Source organism: Helicobacter didelphidarum, from assembly GCF_003364195.1.
Taxonomy (GTDB): domain Bacteria; phylum Campylobacterota; class Campylobacteria; order Campylobacterales; family Helicobacteraceae; genus Helicobacter_A; species Helicobacter_A didelphidarum.
Window position 1 is genome coordinate 1 of record NZ_NXLQ01000010.1, and the last position, 23,190, is coordinate 23,190.

General features: G+C 30.2%; 20 protein-coding genes. 2 read left to right on the plus strand and 18 right to left on the minus strand.

The genetic code is table 11. The features are described 5' to 3' along the window. Positions 1-416 precede the first annotated feature (416 nt). Positions 417-806, plus strand: a complete 390-nt coding sequence (locus tag CQA53_RS05575; protein ID WP_115543040.1) for a hypothetical protein — start codon at positions 417-419, stop codon at positions 804-806. A gap of 26 nt (positions 807-832) precedes the next feature. Here CQA53_RS05575 and CQA53_RS05580 read toward each other — a convergent pair whose 3' ends face one another. The 18 genes from CQA53_RS05580 to CQA53_RS05660 form a co-directional block, all read right to left on the minus strand. Further along, the gene (locus CQA53_RS05580) at positions 833-1,981 is read right to left on the minus strand and encodes a type IV secretion system protein (protein ID WP_115543041.1); all 1,149 of its coding nucleotides are present in this window, start codon (positions 1,979-1,981) and stop codon (positions 833-835) included. A gap of 196 nt (positions 1,982-2,177) precedes the next feature. Next, positions 2,178-3,167, minus strand: a complete 990-nt coding sequence (locus tag CQA53_RS05585; RefSeq protein ID WP_115543042.1) for a hypothetical protein — start codon at positions 3,165-3,167, stop codon at positions 2,178-2,180. Positions 3,168-3,177: 10 nt separating this feature from the next. Next, positions 3,178-4,359 carry an ATPase, T2SS/T4P/T4SS family gene (locus CQA53_RS05590; protein ID WP_115543043.1) on the minus strand — a complete coding sequence of 394 codons (1,182 nt, stop codon included), beginning with the start codon at positions 4,357-4,359 and terminating at the stop codon, positions 3,178-3,180. A 132-nt stretch (positions 4,360-4,491) separates the two neighbouring features. Continuing rightward, positions 4,492-6,570, minus strand: a complete 2,079-nt coding sequence (locus CQA53_RS05595) for a type IV secretory system conjugative DNA transfer family protein (protein WP_115543044.1) — start codon at positions 6,568-6,570, stop codon at positions 4,492-4,494. A gap of 182 nt (positions 6,571-6,752) precedes the next feature. Beyond that, on the minus strand, positions 6,753-7,130 hold the full coding sequence (locus CQA53_RS05600; protein WP_115543045.1) for a plasmid mobilization relaxosome protein MobC: 378 nt from the start codon (positions 7,128-7,130) through the stop codon (positions 6,753-6,755). Between the two features lie 85 nt (positions 7,131-7,215). Then, positions 7,216-8,934 (minus strand): DNA type IV secretion system protein ComB10, encoded by a 1,719-nt coding sequence (locus CQA53_RS05605; RefSeq protein ID WP_245945713.1) that lies wholly within the window; start codon positions 8,932-8,934, stop codon positions 7,216-7,218. Between the two features lie 98 nt (positions 8,935-9,032). Further along, positions 9,033-10,328 (minus strand): TrbG/VirB9 family P-type conjugative transfer protein, encoded by a 1,296-nt coding sequence (locus CQA53_RS05610; RefSeq protein ID WP_115543046.1) that lies wholly within the window; start codon positions 10,326-10,328, stop codon positions 9,033-9,035. A gap of 20 nt (positions 10,329-10,348) precedes the next feature. After that, a complete protein-coding gene (locus CQA53_RS05615; RefSeq protein ID WP_115543047.1) occupies positions 10,349-12,286 on the minus strand; it encodes a type IA DNA topoisomerase in 1,938 nt (645 codons plus the stop codon). A gap of 26 nt (positions 12,287-12,312) precedes the next feature. Continuing rightward, positions 12,313-13,806, minus strand: a complete 1,494-nt coding sequence (locus tag CQA53_RS05620) for a coiled-coil domain-containing protein (RefSeq protein ID WP_115543048.1) — start codon at positions 13,804-13,806, stop codon at positions 12,313-12,315. Between the two features lie 218 nt (positions 13,807-14,024). Beyond that, entirely contained in the window at positions 14,025-14,864 is an 840-nt protein-coding gene (locus CQA53_RS05625) for an ArdC-like ssDNA-binding domain-containing protein (RefSeq protein ID WP_115543049.1), read from the minus strand. 10 nt (positions 14,865-14,874) lie between these two features. After that, complete coding sequence (locus CQA53_RS05630) at positions 14,875-15,066, minus strand: hypothetical protein (protein ID WP_115543050.1); 192 nt, start codon at positions 15,064-15,066, stop codon at positions 14,875-14,877. 85 nt (positions 15,067-15,151) lie between these two features. Continuing rightward, the gene (locus CQA53_RS05635) at positions 15,152-15,652 is read right to left on the minus strand and encodes a hypothetical protein (protein WP_115543051.1); all 501 of its coding nucleotides are present in this window, start codon (positions 15,650-15,652) and stop codon (positions 15,152-15,154) included. A gap of 15 nt (positions 15,653-15,667) precedes the next feature. Continuing rightward, the gene (locus tag CQA53_RS05640; protein ID WP_115543052.1) at positions 15,668-16,312 is read right to left on the minus strand and encodes a VirB8/TrbF family protein; all 645 of its coding nucleotides are present in this window, start codon (positions 16,310-16,312) and stop codon (positions 15,668-15,670) included. Continuing rightward, a complete protein-coding gene (locus CQA53_RS05645) occupies positions 16,305-16,490 on the minus strand; it encodes a hypothetical protein (protein ID WP_115543095.1) in 186 nt (61 codons plus the stop codon). Before CQA53_RS05645 ends, CQA53_RS05640 begins: the two co-directional genes overlap by 8 nt. Before the next feature lie 25 nt (positions 16,491-16,515). Then, positions 16,516-21,174 (minus strand): VirB4 family type IV secretion/conjugal transfer ATPase, encoded by a 4,659-nt coding sequence (locus CQA53_RS05650; protein ID WP_115543053.1) that lies wholly within the window; start codon positions 21,172-21,174, stop codon positions 16,516-16,518. 24 nt (positions 21,175-21,198) lie between these two features. Further along, positions 21,199-21,444 carry a hypothetical protein gene (locus CQA53_RS05655; protein ID WP_115543054.1) on the minus strand — a complete coding sequence of 82 codons (246 nt, stop codon included), beginning with the start codon at positions 21,442-21,444 and terminating at the stop codon, positions 21,199-21,201. Continuing rightward, on the minus strand, positions 21,441-21,569 hold the full coding sequence (locus CQA53_RS13515) for a hypothetical protein (protein WP_281271168.1): 129 nt from the start codon (positions 21,567-21,569) through the stop codon (positions 21,441-21,443). The genes CQA53_RS05655 and CQA53_RS13515 overlap by 4 nt, the downstream gene beginning before the upstream one ends. 59 nt (positions 21,570-21,628) lie before the next feature. Further along, positions 21,629-21,949, minus strand: coding sequence for a TrbC/VirB2 family protein (locus CQA53_RS05660; RefSeq protein WP_220272076.1), 321 nt, complete (start codon positions 21,947-21,949; stop codon positions 21,629-21,631). A gap of 1,086 nt (positions 21,950-23,035) precedes the next feature. Here CQA53_RS05660 and CQA53_RS12300 point away from each other — a divergent pair. Further along, entirely contained in the window at positions 23,036-23,185 is a 150-nt protein-coding gene (locus tag CQA53_RS12300) for a hypothetical protein (protein ID WP_181882370.1), read from the plus strand. Positions 23,186-23,190 lie beyond the last annotated feature (5 nt).

Here is a 23,190-nt window from a genome sequence, read left to right on the forward strand (position 1 = left end):
ATTGTGAGCTAATAGAGTCGGTATGGCAATCCATTTAATTACACTTAAAAACAAAGAGAATCTTGGCTTGATTATAAGATTCTTGAATATATTGAAGATTCCATATTCTATAAACTCTAAGGTGTAAGGGAGTTTTGAAGTATTCTGTGGCATTTTTTAAACTTTCTTTAAGCTTCAGTATTATAACACAAAAAAATATAAATATAGAAAAAATACGCAAAAATTATATAAATATAGAAAAAATAGAGAAAAAGTATGTATATATACATAAAATTCTTTTTTTATTTACCAAAACCCAAAAAGTCTTTTTATACTTACACTTCATACAATAACTCTCTTTCTAAATATTCAATCTCTTAACATAAGAATCTTGAATATTATAGAATAAGAGTATTAAATTATCTAAAAGGTGTAATATGATAAAAATTAAAAATATAGCTCTCGTATGTGGTATAAGCTTTAGCTCTCTTTTCTTTATTGCTTGTGGGAGTGATGAAGATACTATAAAGGCTTTAGCTTTGGAGGATTGTAAAAAATATGCTGATGAGTATGTTCTTAGTAAGAAAACGATGCTTACCAATGAGAATCTATATGAAAAAGTAGCAAATACCGAAATTATATCTATTCAAAAAAATGGACTTAAAGATGAAAAAGATAAATATGGTGCTGAATGCCAAATAACTTATATCGCAAATATAGATACTGATTATCAGAAAAAAGGCGAAGAGGTAAAATTAAGCAATAAATTCTCTTATAAAAAAGAGAATGGAGAATGGAAATCTTACAATTCTCTTTTTGGTCTATAAACATTAACTTCACATAATAATATCTCTTATTTATTCTTCCCACTATTATCTATATGCGGTGTAGGTGTAGCTATCATTCTGCCATCTGCACTTTGCACACTTTGCATTTGATTTTGTTTATATGCTTCCTTTGCATATCCTGTCTGTCCTGCTATCCTTTGTGATAATCCTGCTCCACCTGGAATAGCTCCTGCTAAACCTGCTCCCATACTTCTTAGCATACTATTTTTCCCTCCTGTATTATAGTTCATACCATTCCTTGCTTGTTGATAACTACTAAATCCTTGTGTTGTCATACTACTTACACTTGATATTGCTCCTACAATACCTGTCTTATGTTCTCCATCCCCACTTCCTACTATTGCTTGTGCCCATGCTGGAATCTTAGAAAGTAGTGCTATGCCTAAAATTGTTATAATGATAGGTGTCAGACAAATTACGGTTATTTCACTCATTGTTGTAGATTTATCGCCAATATCTACATTTACAGAAGCCTTTAACCCTAACATAATAGCCCCTCCTATAAGTCCTGCCATTGGTGCTTGCATAGCTGTTGAAACATAGAGCTTAAACCAGCTCCAGAAATACCCCCTTAGAGGTTGTATCACTAAACAAGGTAACATAATAGGACAAAATGATAATATCAATAATGCTGCAAACTTGATGATGATTGTAAAGAGAATTAAAAATATTACAAATAAGAGTAAAACAAGCCATAGTAATAATCCCATTAAAGCATAAAAGTAGGTGCTTGCTTGATTGTATTCAAATTTACCTAACATTGATTCTAACAAGAGATTTGTTTTATCTAATACAAAACTTGTTCCACTTGCTATATTCATACTTGCTCCACTACTACCAATCACACCATATACCCATTCTAATGGGGTTACTAACATATTTAAAGCATCTGTATAAGCACTATAACTTGAGAAAATAGCATAAATAATACTATAAGTTGTAAGCCATACACCCATTTTATAGAAATCTTCTCTATTCCATTCTTTGCCTATCTTTGTATAGATAAAGATACAAAGTGTAATCGTTAAGATAGACATACCTAACCAACTTGTAAAGAATCCACTTGCTATATCATATAAGCCTTTTTGCATAGTTCCTGCTACATCACCTATTTTTGCACTCACTTGTTGATATAATCCTATTTCTTGTGCCATACTTTCTCCTTTAAAACATCTTTAAAATTAATTTAATAAGTCTCCATATAAAACCACACTTGGCTATAAATACTATAAAAACTATTAACACAAGCACCATGCGTATTTCTTCTCCTGCGACTATATCTACTACTAGCTCTATCATACTTCACTTCCAACATAACTTATTTGATTTATCCATTCTTTCTTATTTATCCTATTCACAATACTTCCCTCCACTTTTATAGTTAGGAAATCCAAAACTATCTTTTTGCACTTCTTGGCACTTCTTTAAGCTTTCATTAAACTCACTCTCAAGCTTATAATCCTCTTCTTTTTTCTCTATCTTTGTATCATAGATTTGCTTTGATTGTTGTATCATAGTTGCTAACATATTACTTGTATTTTGCATTAAGTCATATTGATTCATTAAGATTTCTAATATCATTTGTTGCACTTTGAGTACTATCTCTCTTTGTGTTTTCTCATCTTTACCATAGATTTGTTTCATTTCATCTTCAAGTTTCTTTTTATCTTCTTCTAGCTTTTTTCTCTCACCACTCTTAGAATTATCATACGCACTATAATTACTTGTTATCTTTGTAATTGTTGCATATTGTTTTTTCATAGTGCTATCTTTTATTTTCTCTCTATTCTCATAGACTTTTTTCATTGTCTTTTCATAGCAGTCTCTATCATTATCTATTAAGCATTGTTGTGCTTTTGTGAGATTCTTTGCTTCTAATTGTTCTTGAACTTTCTTATCACCTAATAATTCAGCACAAGCTTGAGTTTCTGCAAACTGACTTTCTACATATCCTTTGATGGCATTTGCCTTTTGTTGTATCATCTCTGCAAATTGTGGATTCTTTTTTAATTCATTGCAATCATTTTTAAGGGCATTCCATACATTATCAAGATTTGTTGTATGTTCTAATTTATCTTTCATGTCTTGTAATTGTTCCCAACCATCTTGCATTTGATGAATAAAACTATTTATTTTAGAGAAATCAATACCCATTGCAGCAAGTTCTTTTTCATACATCATAATGTCTTGTATTTGTTGATAATATGACATAACACTTTGAGAAAGATTAGAGAAATCAAATACAGGCATATTTGCTTGTGTTGTATTCATACATATACTTGTGCTTAATGTGAGTGAGAGAATCATATTCTTATATCTTTTTATATGCTTTGTTTTCATAATTGCTCCTTTAATGACTGAAAACCCAATGATCTATTCTAGCTTCTGTAATAGATTCTTTTGTGCTAGATTGTAGCGTGTGAGAGTCTGTGTTATTTGATTGTGTAAGAGAATCTTGAGAATCTCTTCTTGTAGAATCTTGTTGAGATTCTCTCCTGCACTCTTTATATGGTGCTATTGGTTCATGCGAACCCTCTATTTGTTTCTTTGTAGAATCTAAAGTTTCATGTCTATCATTCTGAAAGCTCTTCACTCTTTTATAGTGATTACTAGGTCGTATATATTCTTTTACATTGAGTATTTCTACTATTTTTCTTTGCTTTCCTATTCTTTCTATTTGCACGATATAATCAATTGCACTTCGTATATAATCTTTGAGGGCTTCTCTATCATTCATGCCTCCAAACATTGAATTTGTAATAATTGCATTGATAGCATCTTCACTATTATTTGCATGCAGTGTAGAGAGATTACCACTATGTCCTGTGTTATTTACTCGTAAAAATGTTAAAGTATTTCTAATATCTATCTCACCTAAGAATAATCTATCTGGTCTTAGTCTCATAGCATTATTAATAGCTGTTGTGTAGGTATAGATACTCTTTTCATCTTTAGGCACTGCTAATTGTGTTTTATTGGGATTTGCTACAAAGAGTTCTTGGCTATCTTCTATTGTAACAACTCTATCATTGATTGGTATTTCTTGCATTAAAGAATTTAAAAAGCTTGTCTTGCCACTGCCTGTGCCTCCACTCACTAAGACATTCTTTTTATCATGAATAAAATCTTTTATTCTTTTATGTGTCCAACCCTCTTGTAAAAGAGTATCACTCAACATAAAAGATTCTAAATCAAATCTTGTTTTACTAGGAATCCTTATACAAATACACACATCACTTCCAAATAATACAGATTCATGTTGTGCTTGCACTCTATATCGTAAATAAGGTTCTGGTAATTCACAAGAAAGACTGGGATAGCTTTCATTAAATCTTTGATTTCTCCTTGTTGCTAATTGCACTAAAAAATCATTTAAAAACTCATAATCTAATTGCTTATCTTCTATAAGCTCAAATCTATCTCCATAATCTACATAAAATTCACCCGACTTTGTAAATATGAGTTCATTTGCTTCTAGTGTAAGATATTTCTCTAGGATTTCTAATTTATGTTGCAATACCATGCTTACCATGCTTTCTCCTTTTGTGATTGATGTTTTATTCTTTAGAAATACTTTTAACCATTTATAACTCTTTTAACAATGAACTTACTCATCTGTGTTCTTTGATTGTGTAAGAGAATCTTTAGAATTATTTGAGATTGTCTATGTAGAATCTCTATATTTGAATGGATTATATGTTTGAGATTGACTATTGTCTTTACAATCTGCATTACTTTTCGTATCGTTATGAGATTGACTAGATTGTGTATCACTGCTTAATTCTGCAAGAGTGTTTGTATCATCTTGTTGAGAGTTTGTGCTAGATTCTGTATTCTCATTACAATGAGATTCTCTTTCTTTGGTATTTGTATTATATTCTCTCTTATGTGTAGGTTTCAAATGTGTATTCTCTTTATCATAGGGAATCTTATCTGCTCCATTGAGTGCTTTATTCTTAAACCAAAGATTTGCTTGTGTTTGAATAGGTCTATTTAGGAATCCTCCTACAAGAACAAATACTTGTCCATCGGGGCTAGAGAGAATGTCTTGAGGTGTAATAAGCTTATAGCCTTCTTCACTGATAGAGTTGTTTTTCTTAAGGACTGCTAGAGAATCTTTAGAAATTGAGAGTTTCTTTCTTGTATAATCTCCTACCATATCACTAAGTGTTTTTGCATCATCAAAGCTATTCATTCTAAAGACGACTTGGAATGCAGCATTTGCCCTTAATATCTTTAAATCATCATCACCATAATATTTTTTGATTTGCTCATAGCTTTGTGTAATATAGATTGGAATTAATCCATAGCTTCTACATAAAGCTGGTGCTTCAAGTAAAAAGCTCATTTTTCCAAATCGAATAAACTCATCTAAGATAAAATAGATAAATTTATTAGGATTAGAATTTTCATTGAGCATAAGCTTTTTAAACATGCTTTCTACTAAGATTCTTACAAGTGGAGCTAATATATCCATATCTTGTGTTTGCACGACTACATAGAGTGTGATTTTAGATTCTCGTAAATCTTCATAATCAAAGCTCATTGTAGAAGTAGCTTGTGCGACTCTAGGATTTGCAAAGACTTTCATATAAGTATCATAGGTTGATTTGATACTTGCAAATTCTGTTTCTGCTGCAACTTTATAAGCCCTTGCTTGATTTCTAATAAAATCATCAAGTGTTTTATCTTCACTTACTTGTGTAAGCCATTCTTTCCAAACATCAGAATCTGGGTCTTTTTCTTTGATTGTCTTTTTCTCTATATCCTCTTGAAATTCACTATGAGTATATTCCTCCTCACTTATCTCTCTTTCTTGATTATTGCCTTGTTTTTGAATATAAATTTCTCTTTCTCTACTACATTTTTCTTTAAATTCTCCTATTAACTCATCATAATAATCTTTTTTAGGAGCTTGTGAGAGTTCTCCTAATGTTGCATTCCCAAACTTTTGCATATTATAGAGTGCAAAGAATGTAAAGAGTGTTTTTGCAGATACAACCCAATGGTCATTTTCTTTTCCTTTTTCACCTACAAATATTGTTCCTGCTACTTGGTCTGCTAATTGCATCATTTCTACAAAGTCAAAGTCTTTGATAATGCTTCTATCAAATGGATTAAAATACATTGTATTTAAATCTTTACTTAAAGGTGAGAATACAAGGATTTCATTGTTAAAATGCTTTTGTCTATATCCCGCACTTTTTTCTAAAAGCTCTCCTTTAATATCTAATACAAAGCATGAATTCGGTAATGCAAAAAGATTAGGCAGGGCAACACTTGCAGTTTTTCCTGTTCCTGCTGGTGCTACTATTAATATTGCGAGGGGCTTTTGTGTTGCAATAGGGATTCTTTTCTTTCCTTTTAGAATACATGCAAGTTGCACTCCTTTGGATTCTAAATTTAATCCCATCTCTTGAAAGTCTTTTTCCTTTGCAAATCTTGCATTTCCATAGTTATTTTTTAGATTCTCATGAGAGAGAAGCCAATAGATAATACAACAAATAAAAGGTGTGAGGGCATATGCAATAGGGTAATATGCTTTTAATTTTAAATAAGGTGCTCCTATGTTTGTAAAAACTAAGGAAGCATGATTGAGTAAAGCATACATATCAAATATATTTATTTCAAATATCCATGCAGATGTCCCAAAGTATATAAGAATACTTGCAAAACATGAGACTATAAGAATTATTGTGCCTCTTAAGAGTTGTTGGAGCGGTGTTCTTTTCGTATTTTGCATTGAGTGATTCCTTTGGGTTTTTCTTGTTGTGTTGTTAGGATATTAAAATTTATTGAAACATTTTTAATAATTATAAATGTTTTAAAGTATTTCTAAACTCTTTTTTATACTTTCTTATACTTAAAAACATTGTTACATTCTTTTTTCTTAATATTCTTTGCTTTCCTTTGCTTAAAAACCTTCTATAAATAAAGCCTTTCAAATTTCTTATTATTCTTTTTAAAATACTCACCAAGACTATCAAATATCTTTCTTGTGGAATCCGCTTCTTTTTTAAAAGAAAGCAAAGATTCACTACTACTCGCCTCATTTGCATTGAGCTTATAAGCTATTTGATTGATATTTCCTGCAATACGAGATATTTGTAAAAGCATTGCATTATTAAATTCTATATTCTTACTCAATAAGGCAAGTGTATTTGATAATTCTTTATTGCGAATATATAAACGCAATAATTGACTTTTTGTAAGATTGAGACTTTTAGAATCTTTCTCAAGTCTGTCTAAATCTTGTGAGTTTATTCTAAAGATGAAAGTATCTGTTTTTCTTTTTTGTTTCATTTTTGTATCCTTTTGACTCTATGTAAAATTCTTTTGAGCATTTTTACTTTCCTTACAAGCTTTCTTACTTGTTGTATATTCTTTTTCATTCTTCCTCCTCATAATATTTTGCCATTGTTTCATTATTCTTAGGAATAGGAAACCATATATGTGCTGTTGGTGTAATATAGATTCTACTTCCTGCCTTGATTGTTATTACAGGTTTTATTTGAGATTGTTTTGCTATGATTTGCTTGAGAACAGAATTTATATCATTTTGGCTTTGTGAAAGGATTTGTCCTGCATAATATTGAGAAGTTATGCCTGCATTTGGTTGTTGTGTAAGATTAGATATAGAGAAAGTAAGTGCATTTGCTAGCGTTTGCAGAGTAATTCCCATGCCATATTTTTCCCAATACTTATTATTTAAATGTCCTTTTGCTCCTGCATATCCTTCAGAATCATTTGCTACTGCATTTGTTAAAAGAATATTTACTCCTTGTGGAGTAATAATCTCTCTCCAAGTGATTTGTAATCTACTTTGTCCTACATCATTGTCGTTTTTATAGAATCCTAAGACTTTACTTCCACGAGGGATTAGCACTGCTCTCCCCATATTCGCATAAATATCTTGTTCTATTTGTGCTTGAACTAATCCCTCTATTTCACTACTTATAGGTGTAAGTAATATAGCTGGAATAAGTTTGCCTGCAAGTATTGTCCTATAGAGTTTATGTTCATTTGTAGCTTCATCGATATTTTCTTGATTAGAAAAGTGAGAATCTCCAAACTTTGTATCATCTGCATCTTTTGTTTGTATTGTGCTTCTTTGTCCTAAAATACTATCTCGAAAGAAATTTGCGGAGTGCTTCTTAGTATTTGAATTATAGGAATCTTGTCCTGTTTCATTCATAAGGTAGTAATATTCATCTTCGTTGATATTGTAGTAGAGATGAAACTCTTCTTCACTTATGCCATATTCATCAAGTAAGGGATTTCTTTTTCTTTGGCTTGTTTGAAAGAGTGCTTCTCTTTCTTCTGGGCTTAATTCTCTTTGTGTTCCATTTTTATTTCCTTGAGAAAAAGAATTTGCTTTTGTATTTGTATTCTTTTTGGGAGTGCCTTTGGATTGAGCATTTTTACTTGATTGTGTAGAAATTACTTTATTTGCATTTGCTTTTTCTTGTTGTTCTTTTTGTAATCTTTCCTTTCTTAATCTTTCTTGCTCTTGTTTTTTTCTTTCATGTTCTAGTTTTAGTCTTTCTTTCTGCAATCTTTCTTTTTCTTCTTGCATGAATTGCTTGAGTGTTTTATTGATTTTAGAACCTTTAGAATCATAGAGATTCCCATATGAATCTTGGTAGATTGGATTTCCATAGGAATCATATCCTACAATTTTCATTGTGCTTGTATCAGGCTTATTATGCTTGGTGCTATTAAAATAATTCTTGACATCTTGTTTTGGTCTTTCTTTCTGCCATATATAATCACTCACAGGATATTTTGTAGTAGAATCTTCTAAGAGATAATCAAGGTTTTCTTTATTAGCATGAGAGTTTTGCTTTGTGTTGGTGTTGGTTGGAGGAGTATTTTCTTTAGGTGCTTCTATGGTTTGTATAAAATCATTAGGAAAAGTATTTTCTAGCTTTTGAGAAGACTGATTTGATATATAAACATTTTTTATATTCTTATTTGATTGTAAATCTCTGTGCTTCTGTGCTTCATTATTTGTTTGCTCTTGCAAAGGAGATTCTCCAAAAGATGTATGTAATAATAAGAGAGAGAATATACATGAAATACAAAGTATTTTCTTATATCTTTTCATATTTTTCCTTCTTTGTTGTATTGGTTGATAAGATTATTTTCTTAAAGACTTCAAGCACATAGCAATCATATTTCTTTGATATTCTCAACGGAGTTACTTTATTTCTTTCTGCTAATACACACATATGAATCTCCAATTCGTATGCTAAATTTATCTGCCGTTGTTTCAGCTACCAAATAATTCTCTATAATTCTTGAAGTAATTGGGCTATCTTTTTTATCTACTACTACCCATACTGCTGGCATTTCTGGCATTTTTTCTTTGTCATATTTAAAGTAGGTAAATTGTTTATCACTAAAGACTTCTTCTGCCATTAAAAATTTATTCTTTTTCTTAGCCTTTTGGATATATCTTGTATCTATATCATCTCTTTTAATCTTAATTTTATTGATACCACTTCCAAGAGTTAAGTAGGTCTCTCTATCTAGTTTGTCAGCTATTGCTCTTTCTTCTGCCATTTTCTGTATTTCTTCTTTTGTATATGGAATCTTTACATTGACTACTAATTGAGGAGCTTTTTTGGATTTATAATCTGTTGAGAAAATATAAAAACTATAAAGTCTTTTATCTCTTGTAAAGATTGTAAGATTTGTATCAATTCCCACAAGATTAGGTCTTATAGTGAGTGCCATAGGATTATTTGGTAGTTCTGTTACTTCAAATCCTACACTATCACCTAGAACATAATATTCAATAGGAGATTCCATAAGAATAGTTGTAGTCATTGCATATCTTGTGCGAATGCGTATTGTGCTATCTTTTTTCTCTAATACATTCATAGTATTTTGGGTGGGTTCATAATCATACTCAAAGAAATTTTGTTGAATTGATTTAAGATTTTGAGTTTTATATGCATTCATGAGTAATTGTATTTCATCAGGTGTTAAATTCTCTCCTTTCTCATTTTTCAAAGTATAGCTTGGCATAACTTGTGTATTTGTAGTTCTTTTGATAGTTGCATTTCCTTTTCCTTTGTTTGTGCTACCTGCATGAGGCTTTTTAGAAACAACAAGACTTGAAGTAAAATCTTTTTGCGTAGAGTTCATCAGTGGAGATTCTGCCTCTCTTTTAATTTTTGCTTTTGCTTTTTCTAATTCTAATTGTGCTTCATTTTGAGCTTTTGTGAGTTCTTTTGTAAGTTCTAACATTTGTCCTTGATTTGCTTGCACTCTTTTTTCGAGTTCTATTTGGTCATCTTTTGTCCATACTGCCCCTTGCATAGATTGAAATTGCAAGAAATACAAGAATACTATGAAACCTATAAGGAAGAGGAATTGAGTAATTTTTTTTGACATTTTTAACTCCTTAGAAGAAGATTGTGAAAGAATTGCAACGGGAGATTCTACAAGAGAAGATGTTTGAGAATTGTGTAAGATTTGCATTGTATTGTTCATATTTGCTCCTTTTAGGTTGTTTATTTCTTTGGTCTTTTTGTAAAATATTTGTCTTTATGTGTCGCTATAAATTCCATACAAATCTTGTTATTTGTTGCTATGTCTTTTGGAAGATTGATATTGAGGGTATCAGCAATATTTTTTGCAAAATTGATTTGCTTTTCGCTTGGTTTATTGTATTTTTCTATAAAGTTGCAACATTCTTTCATAGATTCTTTGATATTTTGTGGTAACTCAATATGATTTGCCTTTGCAAGATTTTGTGCAAATGCGATTTGTGCTTGTGTTGGTGGCTTTTTCTCTAGTTTTTGTGGGACACTATTATTCATTTTTGCATGGAGTGGCTTTATGAAATCTAAATAAGTTGCCTTACATTCTGTGATTTTATCAAGCACTTGCTCCATACATTTTGTAAATTCACTTGTTGTAATCCATGTATCATTGTCTTTTTGTAAAAAATCAATGACTTGCAAACCCTTTTGTGTAGCTTTGAGGTATTCATTTTTATTCTCTTGCATAATTTCTATATATTTTCTTTTTAAGAGAGTAGAAACAAATGTAGCATAAGTGCTAGGTCTGCCTATACCTTCTTTTTGTAAGAGTGGAATAAAATCAGATTCTTTATATCGCTTTGGTTTTGCTTTTTGTACTTCTTTTATCTCATAGCCTTTAATAATGACTTTACTCTCTTTGGTAAGATTTGGAATCTTCTCTATTTCAAGCCCTGCATTCTCATTCTCCTCGTTTTCTGCACTCTTAGTAGTTTCAAAGATGCTTTTATATTGTGGGATACTCACAGAAAGACTAAAAATCCTCCCTAAGATATTATATTGATAGGTATTCTGTAAATACACAGAATCTTTGCTTTGTGAATAGATTGTATTTTCATAGATAAGATTGAGCAATTTGACTTCATCATCTTCAAGATTATTTGTATCTTTTGTGAGATGTGTGATTCTGATTGCTTCATGTGCTTCTGCTTGAGAGTGTTTTCCTGCGGTATAAATTCTTTTTTGATACCAAGATTCTTGTGCATAGGCTTTTTGTATTTCATCTAAAAAACTTGTAGCAAGAGACTCACTATCTGTTCTATGATAGGTAATTAAACCTTTTTCAAAAAGCTTTTGTGCGAGTTGCATTGTTGTGTTTGAATGAAATTTGTATCGTTTATTTGCTTCTTTGATGAGTGTTGTTGCTTGAAATGGTTTTGGGGGTGCTTTTTTCACTTCCTTTGATTGAATATGTTGCACAAATGCTTCTTTTATATTCACAAGAGAATCTAAAAAACTCTGTGCTTCTTGCCTTGTTTGGAAGATATTCTCATTATGCAATGTGTATTCTTTAGAATCTAACTCTATTTTTGCTATCACTTTATAGCTTAATCGTTCCTCTTTTAGTTGTTTTTCATACGCAAGAATTTCAAGCTCTCTTTTTACAATCAATGCAAGGGCTGGAGTTTGCACTCTGCCTACACTATTATTTTTAAATGTCCCAAACTTCGCACCTATTTTTGGACTCATTAAAAAGCCTACAAGCTTATCTCCCACAATTCTGGCTTTGGCTGCTTCATAGAGATTTGTATTTGTAGTAGCAAAGTCTTTGCTTGATTGTAAGCCTTTTTGTATGCCTTCTTTTGTAATTTCATGAAATTCTACTCTTTTAATACTTTTTGCAATGTTCTTAATAATCTCATAGAACATATAGCCTATTGCATATCCTTCTCTATCTGGGTCTGTTGCAATATATACATCTCTGTTTTTGCATTGAGAAAGTAAAAAATCTATATGTTTCTTTGATTCTTTTTTATATACAAATTTAGGGTTATAAGTTTCCCAATGAATAAAATCAGTATCTAATTCTTTAAAATGTCCTTTTGTGGCATATACTTTTGCTCCTGTATAACTTGCAATCTTTTCACATTTATTTGGTGATTCTATAATAATGATTGAATCTTGCATGATTTCTCCTTTTTTCTTATTGGTCTTTATCTACTTCTAGCTTTGCGGGATTCTTTTGCAAACTCTTTTTGGTGAGTTTGCAAAAGCTCCTTGCTTTCATTTACGAGTTTAGGATAACGCACTTCAAATGTGTCATAATTTAGACTTACATTAAAATTCTTTTGGATATTGTGATGTAATTGCTTTTTTGTAGAGTTATTCTGTGTCATTGTGTATTTTGTAATATCACTCTTAAGGGATTTTGCAATTTCTTTTTCTTGTTGTCTTCTTTTGAGATAATTCTCTATTTTATTCTTAGATGCACTTATAGCCTTTAATGCTTTCAGGGCAGATTCCTTTGTCATAGGTTCACCTTTTTTCATTTTTTCACTCATTTCTTTAATAAGAGGATTTTCTTGTGGGAGCTTAGAGGCTTGTTTCATTTCAAATAATGCTGCATCAAGTATATATAATGCCCGAATAAAATCAGCAAAACTCCTTATCTTTGTGAGATTATCTAGTGCCTTCTCTAATTCTTCACTTGCATCATCAATTGCTTTTTCTCTTCTTTTATAACTATCTTCATCAAAGTTCTTTGCATCTTCTTGCTCTTTTGCTTTTTGTAACTCTTCTTGCATACAATCAAGTTGATTGGATGTATTGATAAAGTCATTCATCAATGGGTAATTATGTTCTAAAAACTCTTTACTATCTAATGCTTTATCATCTTGCTCTTCTAAATATTCTTTTTGTGTTGGTGTGTTTGCTAACATTTCTTGCACTTGTTGTATCTTTTCTTGTTCTTGATTTACTTCTTTATTGCATTGAAATGCAATCTCTTTGTGAGATTCTTTCTTTTGCAAAGATTCATTGTTGCTTTCTTTGAGAAATTCTTGAGGAGTTTCTTTATAATTTTCTTGTGAAACTTCTTTACTTCCCTCTTTTGCTTCTTGTTGTAAAGAAAGAGTAGAACCTAATTCTTGAGTATTGATATTTTGCATTGTCTCTTTTGTTGCTTGTATTGTTTTTTGCTCTGTATATTCTTTGGATTGTGCATTGATTTGCTCCATTACTTCTTTTGCTCGTTGCTCCATTTTTTCTTTTTCAAGTTCTTGCATTTTTAATGATTGTGTATGTTGTTGCTCTAATTCTGCTAACTCATTTGAATCTAATACGAAAGAATCTCGCTCTTTTGCTTCTTGTGTGATAATTTGAGATTCTAAAGATTGACGAGGTTTTACATTGTCTTTGTCTAACTCTTCAATGACTGCATTTGTAATATCATTTTCATGCACTATGGCATTCTCAATAATTTCTCTATCTTCCCCATATTCTCTTTCATTTAAAATACTATATGTATCAGAAGCTTCTTTAGTTCTTTGTAATTCTTTTTGTGTTTCTGCTTGGTGCAATATTGCTTGTGTATTGTGTATATTTTCATCTTCAAGAGGTTCATTGAATGTATTATATTCATGATAGGAATCATCATCAATCATATCAAACACATCTTCTAATGTAATATCTAATGCTTGGTTATCCATGTTTTCTCCTTTGTAATATTTTCATAGACATTATAGTTTTAGAATATTTTAAACATTTTTAAAGAATGAAAAAATATTTATAATACTTTAAAATATTTCTAAAATCCACAAGATAGATTTAAAAAATATTTTAGTATAAAGCATAATCCCTCTTTTTTTGAAGAGTTTAGAGTCTTTCAACCCTTCAGAGAGATTACATTTATAGAATCTTTATGCTCCTACATGACTCTTGAGACTTCTTTTTGTTTTGGTTGCTTTACTTTTGTTTGCTCTTTTGTATTCTCTTGTGAGACTTCTTGTGATGTATTTTTGTTATAATCAATGACAGGTGCAAAATCTCTTCCTTTGCTTTGTGCCATGAGATACGCTTTCATTTCTCTTTGGGTATTTGGATTTAATCCTAAAGATTCAATATATTGTGTGGAAGGTTCTTTAAAGGAATTTCTAAAAAATTCTCTCTCTTGCTCTAAGCTACTTAAGTCCTTACCTCTCAACATATTCATATCCAAATTCTCAAATTGACTTGCATGATAGAGAGTGATTGTTTCAAGCATTTTTGGTCTTGTTAAATCCTCAATCATTATTGGCTTTTGTGTATGAGGATTTGTAATAATTTCACCTTTATCATTTTTCTTTGGAATTTTTGGATGTGCCATATAACTTACTTTGATACCTCGCACTCTCTGTTCTTTATTGCTTAATTCACTTATAATGGGCTTTCCATTTCTATCTACCGCTTTTTTAACTTCCGCATTTGGACTCACTGCCATTGCCTGATTGAGTGTTAAATACACAGGATTTTTCTCAAATCCATTATTAATTGCATGACATTGAATAACTAAAGATACTCCCTTTGTATAAGGCTTCCCTGTTACTCCATTATAAGGAATTGCTTTATCAATTTCTGCCTTACTTCTCTTTTGTTGCCAAAACTGCTTTTTTTGTTTGCAAGTGATTGCAACCTCATATTTATGATTACTATGAATATTTTGCAGTCGTTCTTTATTGTTGCTATTCTCCCATTTTTTTATTTCACCTGTGGTTTTATCTATTGGCATACTTTCTCCTTTATATTGCTGCTTGTTCAAATTCATCTTCTAACTCAAGTGCTTCTATGATTGCTCTATGTTCTGGATTATTCATATCAACATTTTCTAGTATTACAGAGCCATCTGGTAATTCTTGCATTTCCTTATATGCTTCATAGCACTCTCTTTCACTCGGACTCATTTTACTGAGTTCTTCATTACTTACTAGCATTTGTATTCCTTTAAAAAATATTTAGGCAGAAAGCCTAGTAGAAAGATTATTGTAAAAAATCCTTTTACTAGGCTTTGTAAGCCTCTTAATCTTTTAATAATCCTATTTCTGCACATTTATCTTGTATATCACGATATTGCATATAAAGAATATTCAACTTATTATCATATTGTTTCATTTTATTTTCTTTCTCTTTTTCTAGTATCTCTATTTTTTTTCCTATGTTTTCTGCATCTTGTATGAGTGTCGTAGGTTTTATTTTCATACCTCTTTCTTTTATTCTTTGTCTTTCTTCTTTGCTTATAGCCTCTGGAGGATTTTTAGATTTATTTTTAGAATCCTCCTTCATCTCGCTCTTTCTTGCCATATCCTTCTCTACACTCTTTTCATTGGTAGTATTGTTGGTAACATTGCTGTCATTTGCGTTATGAGGCTTGAGAGTCATAGTATTGCTCTTTGCATGAATCATGTTTGCATGTGTCTTCATAGTATTTGTATGTGCATTTTGAGTATATTGTGTTGCACTATTTGTGTGAGTGTTCTCATCTGCACTCTTTATTGCGAATGAAAAATTATTATCTGCCATAGTTTCTCCTTGTATTTATTTCTCTTCAAAAATCTCTGTTAAGGCATAGCCTTTCACAAGAAATCCACTTGGATTTTCAGGCACAGATTCAAAGCTTAGTTCTTGATTGACAAAGTCATATCCTATCGTTGCCCTATATCGTTTCATAAGGGATTTATTGGAAATTCCAGCTCTTGTAGTTGATACAAAGTCAATATTTGCAACATTATTTGATAAAATAGAAAGATTAATGATTTTTATATTTCTATACACATCTTTAGAGCTATATATAGAACCATCTTGTTTGACTATTTTTTCAAATATTCCCCATACTTCTTTTGAGCTTTGCTGACGCACTTTCTCATATCTTTCTATATCATCTATGCGATTGATTGTTTCTCTATTGAGAAGATAGGTAGCAATAATACTTTTGAGTAATGCCTCATCTGCCCTTATATTATAATTTGCTTGTTCTACACGAACAAAGTTTGTATCTGCATTTGAGAAAAACACTAAATAAGGCTCTTTTTGTTTGAGTGGAAGTAAGATAAAATATCCTATTACCAAGAACACTATGATGAGACTGAGTGTGAGAATCCATAAAAACATATAGGATTTTATATTTCTCTCTATCCTAAAGATATAATTAGGATCTGTTTTTAATTCTTTATCTTCAAACATTGTATTGCTCCATATCCATAAGAATGTCATAACATGCACAAGGACTTTTCTTGGGTGGTTTCATTTTTGCATTTGTGCAACCTATAAACAATGCTAAAGATAAACTTATACAGACAAAACATATCAAAAGATAGCCTACTTGTTTTATGAATACTTTTTTGAGAGATATTCTTTGCATAATTGCTCCTTTATCAATAGATTTTTTATTCATATCTTTTTTCTCCTACTCGATGAGATTGTGTGTCTATGTTTTCTAGTGTTTCTTGTGTGTTATCTCTTTGTGTTTCTCCTAGATTTGTATCTAAAGTATTTGCCTCATAGTGAGAATCTTGCGGGGTAGATTCTGTGATTTCCCTATTGTCTATTACTTTATTATTTGAATCTTGTATATTGTCTTGATTTATTTCATGAGATTGTTCTTTTTGTGTGTCCTCGCACTCTTGATTGTTCAAAGTTGCATTTGAAGTATCAAAATCGCCAGAAGAATCTCCACTCCCTTGCATATCTTCTTGAAATTCTCTATCACTCTCTTCCCATACATCAGCATTACTGCTTTCCTCATTGTGTGTAAAAGTATCTTGTGCTTGCATATCTGTTTCATCATTGAATGTATCAAGATTCCATACAGATTCATTTCTTAGTTCAGAATCTTTTATATCTATATTATCTATGCTTGATTCTATTCTGCCATCTGCATTATAGTTTTGAATGCTTATTTCACTTGATTGTATTTCTTGTGCTTTTTGCAAAGATTCTATATCTATATGTTCACAATCTATTGCTCTTGTATCATGGAGTTGTTGTGCAATTTGTATTTCATTGTGAGTGAGGAAATCTTTTTCTCTCACTTCAGAGTTTTGAATATGTAAGTTTTTTAAATCCAATTCAGATTCCATATCTTTTTCTCTGGCTTCATGAAAAAAGATAGTGCTACTTGATTGTATATACTCGCTTTCTTTGGAATCTACATTTTCAAGATCAAGAGTTGCTTGTGTTTCGTTCTCTACTTGTTGTATTTGCGAATCTTGAAGATGAGATTGCATTGCATAAGATGTGCTAGAGTGCATTGTGGCTTGTGTGCTTTGCACATGTTGTAATTGGCTTATTTGTGCTTTGAGATTATGAATTTCTTGCAATAAGACATCATTACTTGCATGTGTGTTGTATGGTATTTCTTGTGCTTCTCCTTCTTGTCTAAAAATATCTCCTAAAGTACTTGTTTCAATTGCATCATGAGCTAATACTTCAGGTAATGTTTCTGTTTCCATATTCTCATAGATACTTTCTTGCAACATTACTCTCTTTTTGTGATTCTTTTCTCTTTCTTCTCCTTCTTGCTTTCTTTGTTCTTGTAATTCTTTTTCTACTCTTTCTAATCGTTCTTTTTGTATCCTTTCTTGTTTTAATTCTGTTTTGATTGCTTCTTGCTCTTGAAAACATTGAATGGGTGTATTTTCTTTTGGTTTTCTATCTTGTAGATACATCTCCCTCCATTCTTTTGGATACTGCATTTTTAAATCATTAAGTTGTTTGACATCACTTGCACTTGAGCTAAAGATACGCAAATAATTCCCTAGTTTTCTTAGATTTATATCTAAAATAGAGCTTCCTACTTCCTTTTGTTTAAAAAGTATTTGTCTTGCACTCTTTTTAGTCGTCTTTAAGAAATTGATTTCAGATTCACTTAGTCCTATTCTCTCTCTGAGTTTTTCAAGTGTCGTTTCATCATTTGTTGATAATATGACAAAATTTGACATATTATCAATGAAAGTATTAGCGTTTGCCACATTCTCTAAAAAGTCAAGGTTTTGGATACCCATAGCAATCACACCATTTATTTTTCGAATCTCTACGATTGCTTCTATAATCTTTGTTCGCATAGATTCTACGCCTAGATAATCTCTTAGCTCATCTATCCATATAAAAAAGCCTTTATCTGCATTCTTAGAGATGTTTTTAATCTTATGGAATAAATACATTGCAGATAAACCTGCTAAGTTCTGATTATTGAGTATAGAATCCATATTGAGAATGGATAACTGTTTGTTAAAGTTTAATGCATCCTCACTATTATCAAATAAGCTTTTCAAATAAGGTTCAATTCTACCTTTGAGATTGATTTTTTCATTTGCTAGAGGAATAGATTGATAAAAATCTGTTAAGGTGATTTGTTTGTCTAAATCTTTATATGAAGCTCTTAGAGATTGGATAGTAGATTGTATCATCTTGCTTCCTTCTATTTCTGCTTCACTTGCTTCTTTTCCTTGTGTGATATTCATGACATCTTCTAACCATTGTTTGAGAAATTCATTATTTTCACTTGTATCTTCTAAGCTAAAAGGATTTAATTTGAATTTCTCATATCCTAAATCATGATATTCACCACCTATATATTCTGTAAAATTGTGCATACCACGCAATTTATCCATTGCAAAGATATTAATGTCATACTTTAATAAGTTCAGCATTAAAAATTGCATAAGAGTAGTCTTTCCAAATCCTGTGCCTCCTATGACAAGTGTATGTCCTACTGCTGAACTTGTATCATTATCATGAAAATTAAAGAGAAAGGGAGAACCACTCAAATGTTGAAATGTAGTAATTGGTCTTTTTCCCCATCTATTTGCGTTATTTCCTAAAATATCATTCTCAAATATACATAAAGTTGATAATGCTGCACCACTTTGGTATCGCATTCTTGCATTTAAATTGCCTCTACTTGGAAAGAATGAAAAGAATAAAGGCTTTTGATTGAGTGTTTCTTTGACTATGGAGAGATTTTGTTTCTCAAGTAAGGATTTCATGGAATCTGTTTTTTCATTTAAGTCTTGTATATTTTTATATGAAACAATCAATACAGAGAAAGAGATTTTCAGAATATTCTCTCTTTCACTCTGTAAAAGCTGTGTAAGCTCTTCTAACTGATTTTTTATTAAATCTACTGCAAATGTCTTTACTCTTTTTACTTTCTTTATTGCTTGTTCCCTGTTTATAGCCTCACAATGAATCATGCAATAATAATCACTTGATTCTCTTAAGATACTTGTAGGGATTATTGTAGAAAGAGATTCTCCCTCATATGCTTTAATACTGATAAATCTTGCATAGACTTTTTTTCTATAATCATCTTTTGAAATATCTTTTCTATTTTCTCTTTGCATTTCTTCATTTATATTCTTTTGAACATGCTTTTCACTCAAATTTGTATAAAAAATCATATAATCTTTTTTAAATTCTATATCACTTGTGATATAAGAATCTGTAAGTAAATTATTGCTATAACTTAGATTTGTGTTTTGCATATTGCAATAAGTTGCATAGAAATTGAGAATCTCATCACTTTTGAATATATGAGGAGTAAAATCACTGAAATCTTGCATGGCAAGTTGTAAAATCTCTTTAAGTTTGGCTTCTTTATGCTCAAAGGAAAGATTCTCTTTGTTTTCTTCTTGCTCTTGTGTCATCTTTCTCTTTTTAGATTCAAAATAGCCAGTTATTCTTTTCTTTTTTGTGGAAAATATAAGAGTATAAGTAATCTTATAAGCCTTTGTGCCACTCTCCCATTTTTTTATTATTCTTTCTGCATAAAGATTCTTGACTTTTTCATCTAAGAGATTTAAATCCATTAATTCTTTTTTACAAAAAATATTGAGTTCTATATCATCTGTCAGTCTATTCCAAAATTGATTTCTGCTCTTTGCAAGTTCTATTTCTTTATTCATAGTAGCACCAGCATAACTTACACCCTCTATCTTTATCCCACAACAGAGATTCCCATCTTTTAGCACAAGCATTGTTTCATTGAGCTTACAAGCAATATTGTTTTCATAAGCAAGTGAATAGACTAATGGTTCTTTCACAAAGAGAGATTCTAAAAATTCTGTTGTGAGATTAAGTTTTTGTAAAAAGAATTTCTTCGTTTGAGAGAATGATTTGGCTATTTTGCTAGGCTTTTTAGATTGATGAGAATGCAGGGAATCTGTATGCGATTTTGCATTCTTATGTTGCAAGGAAACATAATCTTGTTTGTAGGCAGAATTACTTGTTTCATTACTTAAAGTTGCTTGTGTGTTCTCTGTATCACTTGTAAGAGAATCTATTTCGCTTGTATGAGTGAGAGATTGATTGTAAGTAGAATGTATTACTTGTATGTGAAAGTCTTGTTCTGGTAAATGAGATTCTAACTCTTGTAAGCTCTTAGAATTACTCAGTAGAGTATCATTTACTATATTCTCATTTTCTTGCAAATGAGTTTGATTTTCTTGTAAATTATTGTCATTTTGCAAGGAAGCAGAATCTGTTTCTTGTAAGTGCGATTCTACATTGTTTAATTCTTTTGTTTCATTGATAGAATCTATGGTATAAGAATCTATAAAGTTCGTTATAGATTCTGTATTACTCGCATATTCATTTGTTTCTTTTTGAATAGCATATGATTGATTTTCTTGTGTATAAGAATCTTGTTTGTAATCATCTTGTAATTCTTGAGATTCTAAGCATATTTCTTGTGATATTTCATGCTCTTTTACATTCTCATTTTGCAAAGAAAGAAAATCTTGTTTGTATGCAGAATCCTTCCTTGTTTCATTATTGAAAATTACTTGTAGAGAATCTGTATTTTCTTGTAACAAATTCTCTTGCAAGGAAATAGAATGTATGCTAGTTTCTTGTGTAGATTCTGTAATTCCTTCTGCACTCTCTTCTAAGGAATAAAGTCTCTCATTTTGAGTATTCATAGTATTGCTTGTAGAATGTGGATTTTCTATAATATTTTTTGTAATATTTGCAATAGTTTTTTCATAAGTTTTTCCTTTGGTATGAAGTTTATTTTTTGAAAAAAGATTCTTAAAAAGAGTACTCATGTATTATTTCCTTTTTACTTATTCTTAGGCATAATAATTTTGTCTAAAAGAATATTGCAAATTGATAGAAACAATATCATATATATCATCATCAAAATACTCTAGGATTGCTAAGAGAATCATGAGTGCTAATGTCATCAAGATTCCATAGAGAAAAAAGAATATAAATGTAGTTACTCCAAATAAGAGTAAAAGCATCCAAGCATTTCTGCTTAAACCTCTTACTTTATCTTTCTTTGTAATCTCTTTTCTATTTTCTACGCTTATCATATTTTTCCTTTTTCTTTTGAGAATCTTTTGTATTCTTTGAACTCTTTTTCATTCTCCTTTACTTTTGATTCTAAAAATACAATTGCATTTGTAATTTCTAGAATTTCTTTTGTATCATTGATCATTTTACTTTGCTTTTTTCTGCATTATTTTCATTCTTTACATGTCTTCTTTTAAGAATCTTTTATAAAAATGCACTCATGCCCATATGTGTGATTCCATATAATGCTCCTAGTGCTACTAAAGCTCCTATTAATACTTTCGCATTTTCTTTAAAAGTATCTGGCTTAAAAATAAAGATAAAACCTACGATAATGACATAAATAATCCCCACACTTGCAATCACAGTATTTAAGACACTCATCACAGTTGCAGCTGTGCTTTTTAATTCTCTTTGCACTTGATTACCTAGATTACTAAAATCAGCAAATGCAAAGCATTGCAATGCTAAAAAACATACAAACATTATTTGTAATACAGAAAGCTTTTTAAATCTCTTTGTCATTGTATTCCTTTGGGATTGAATTGTTGTTGTATTTTTTAGAATCTTTATGAGAATTTGAAAAAGAAAACTATTGTCTCATCAAGAAGTATTTCTCTTGAAAAAAGAAATATCTTTTTACTCAATATTTCATTATATTGCTTTCTTTTTTATTCTTTTACTTTCTTTGCATTCTCTTGAGAAAACAGAATCTAAAAAATTTCATGAATAGTAAATATTTTTCATCAAAAAAGCAATACCGATTTTTTACACTCTATACCGATTTTTATATTATGAATTTACAGGAAAGTTCGCTAGTGAAGGAATATTATTTTTAGAAGGAATTGTAGTCATTCTAACAATTCTCTTTGAAATGCTTTTTTCATTTACTTTTGAGGTTCTATAAGCACGACTGCAATGGGGTTAGAAAAAAATGAGTATGTAGTATAAAAATCGGTATAAAAAATTCCACTTTTTTAGAGATTTTTTTATTATTTTTGAGAAATTTCTTCTGCTTCTTTTTCAATTTCTTAGTAATTTTATTCAAAAGAATATATTTTTTATTTATAGAAATAGAAAAGATAATGACGAAACATATATATTCATTAAGAAAAACGAGAAAAAAGAGAGTAAAACTTTTAATTTCTTGTGAGAAATTTATGTTACTTGTGAATGCAGAAAAGATTATTTGTCATGTTTTCCTTTTTCTTGTTTGCATGATGAGATTTTCAGAGTTTCTCAAAAGAAAATTTTACAAGTAAAATACAAAATAAATGAGTAGGTATTCAATGAATAATATTTACTTGAAATGATATGGAAAAAGTAGGAGAGGATTTACTCATTTAAAGAAGAAAAACTCTTTATCAACGAGAAGAAAGAAATACTCATAAAAAATAAAAAATATCTTTGTAAAATATCGATGTATTTTCTCAAAAAGATACAAATTTTTTCTTATAAAAAGAGTTGCTAAAAACTTAGAAAGAAAATACAAAAATATTTTTATAAAAAATACAAATATTTCTTGGAAATTTATTGAAAATTTCTAGCAAAAAATGAAAGAAAATATTTCTAAAAAGTAATATCTTATAGAATTGATTTTAGGAGTAATTTATGAGTGAAATTTATCCATACAATCTCATTATTTTTTCTCTCATTTCTAATGTAAATAAGAGCGTATTGTATTTACAGCTTTATTTTTATAAAAAATGCAGTCATTTTACTCTTAAATTAAACAAAAATAGTGTGAAAAAAGAGCAATAAAAGAA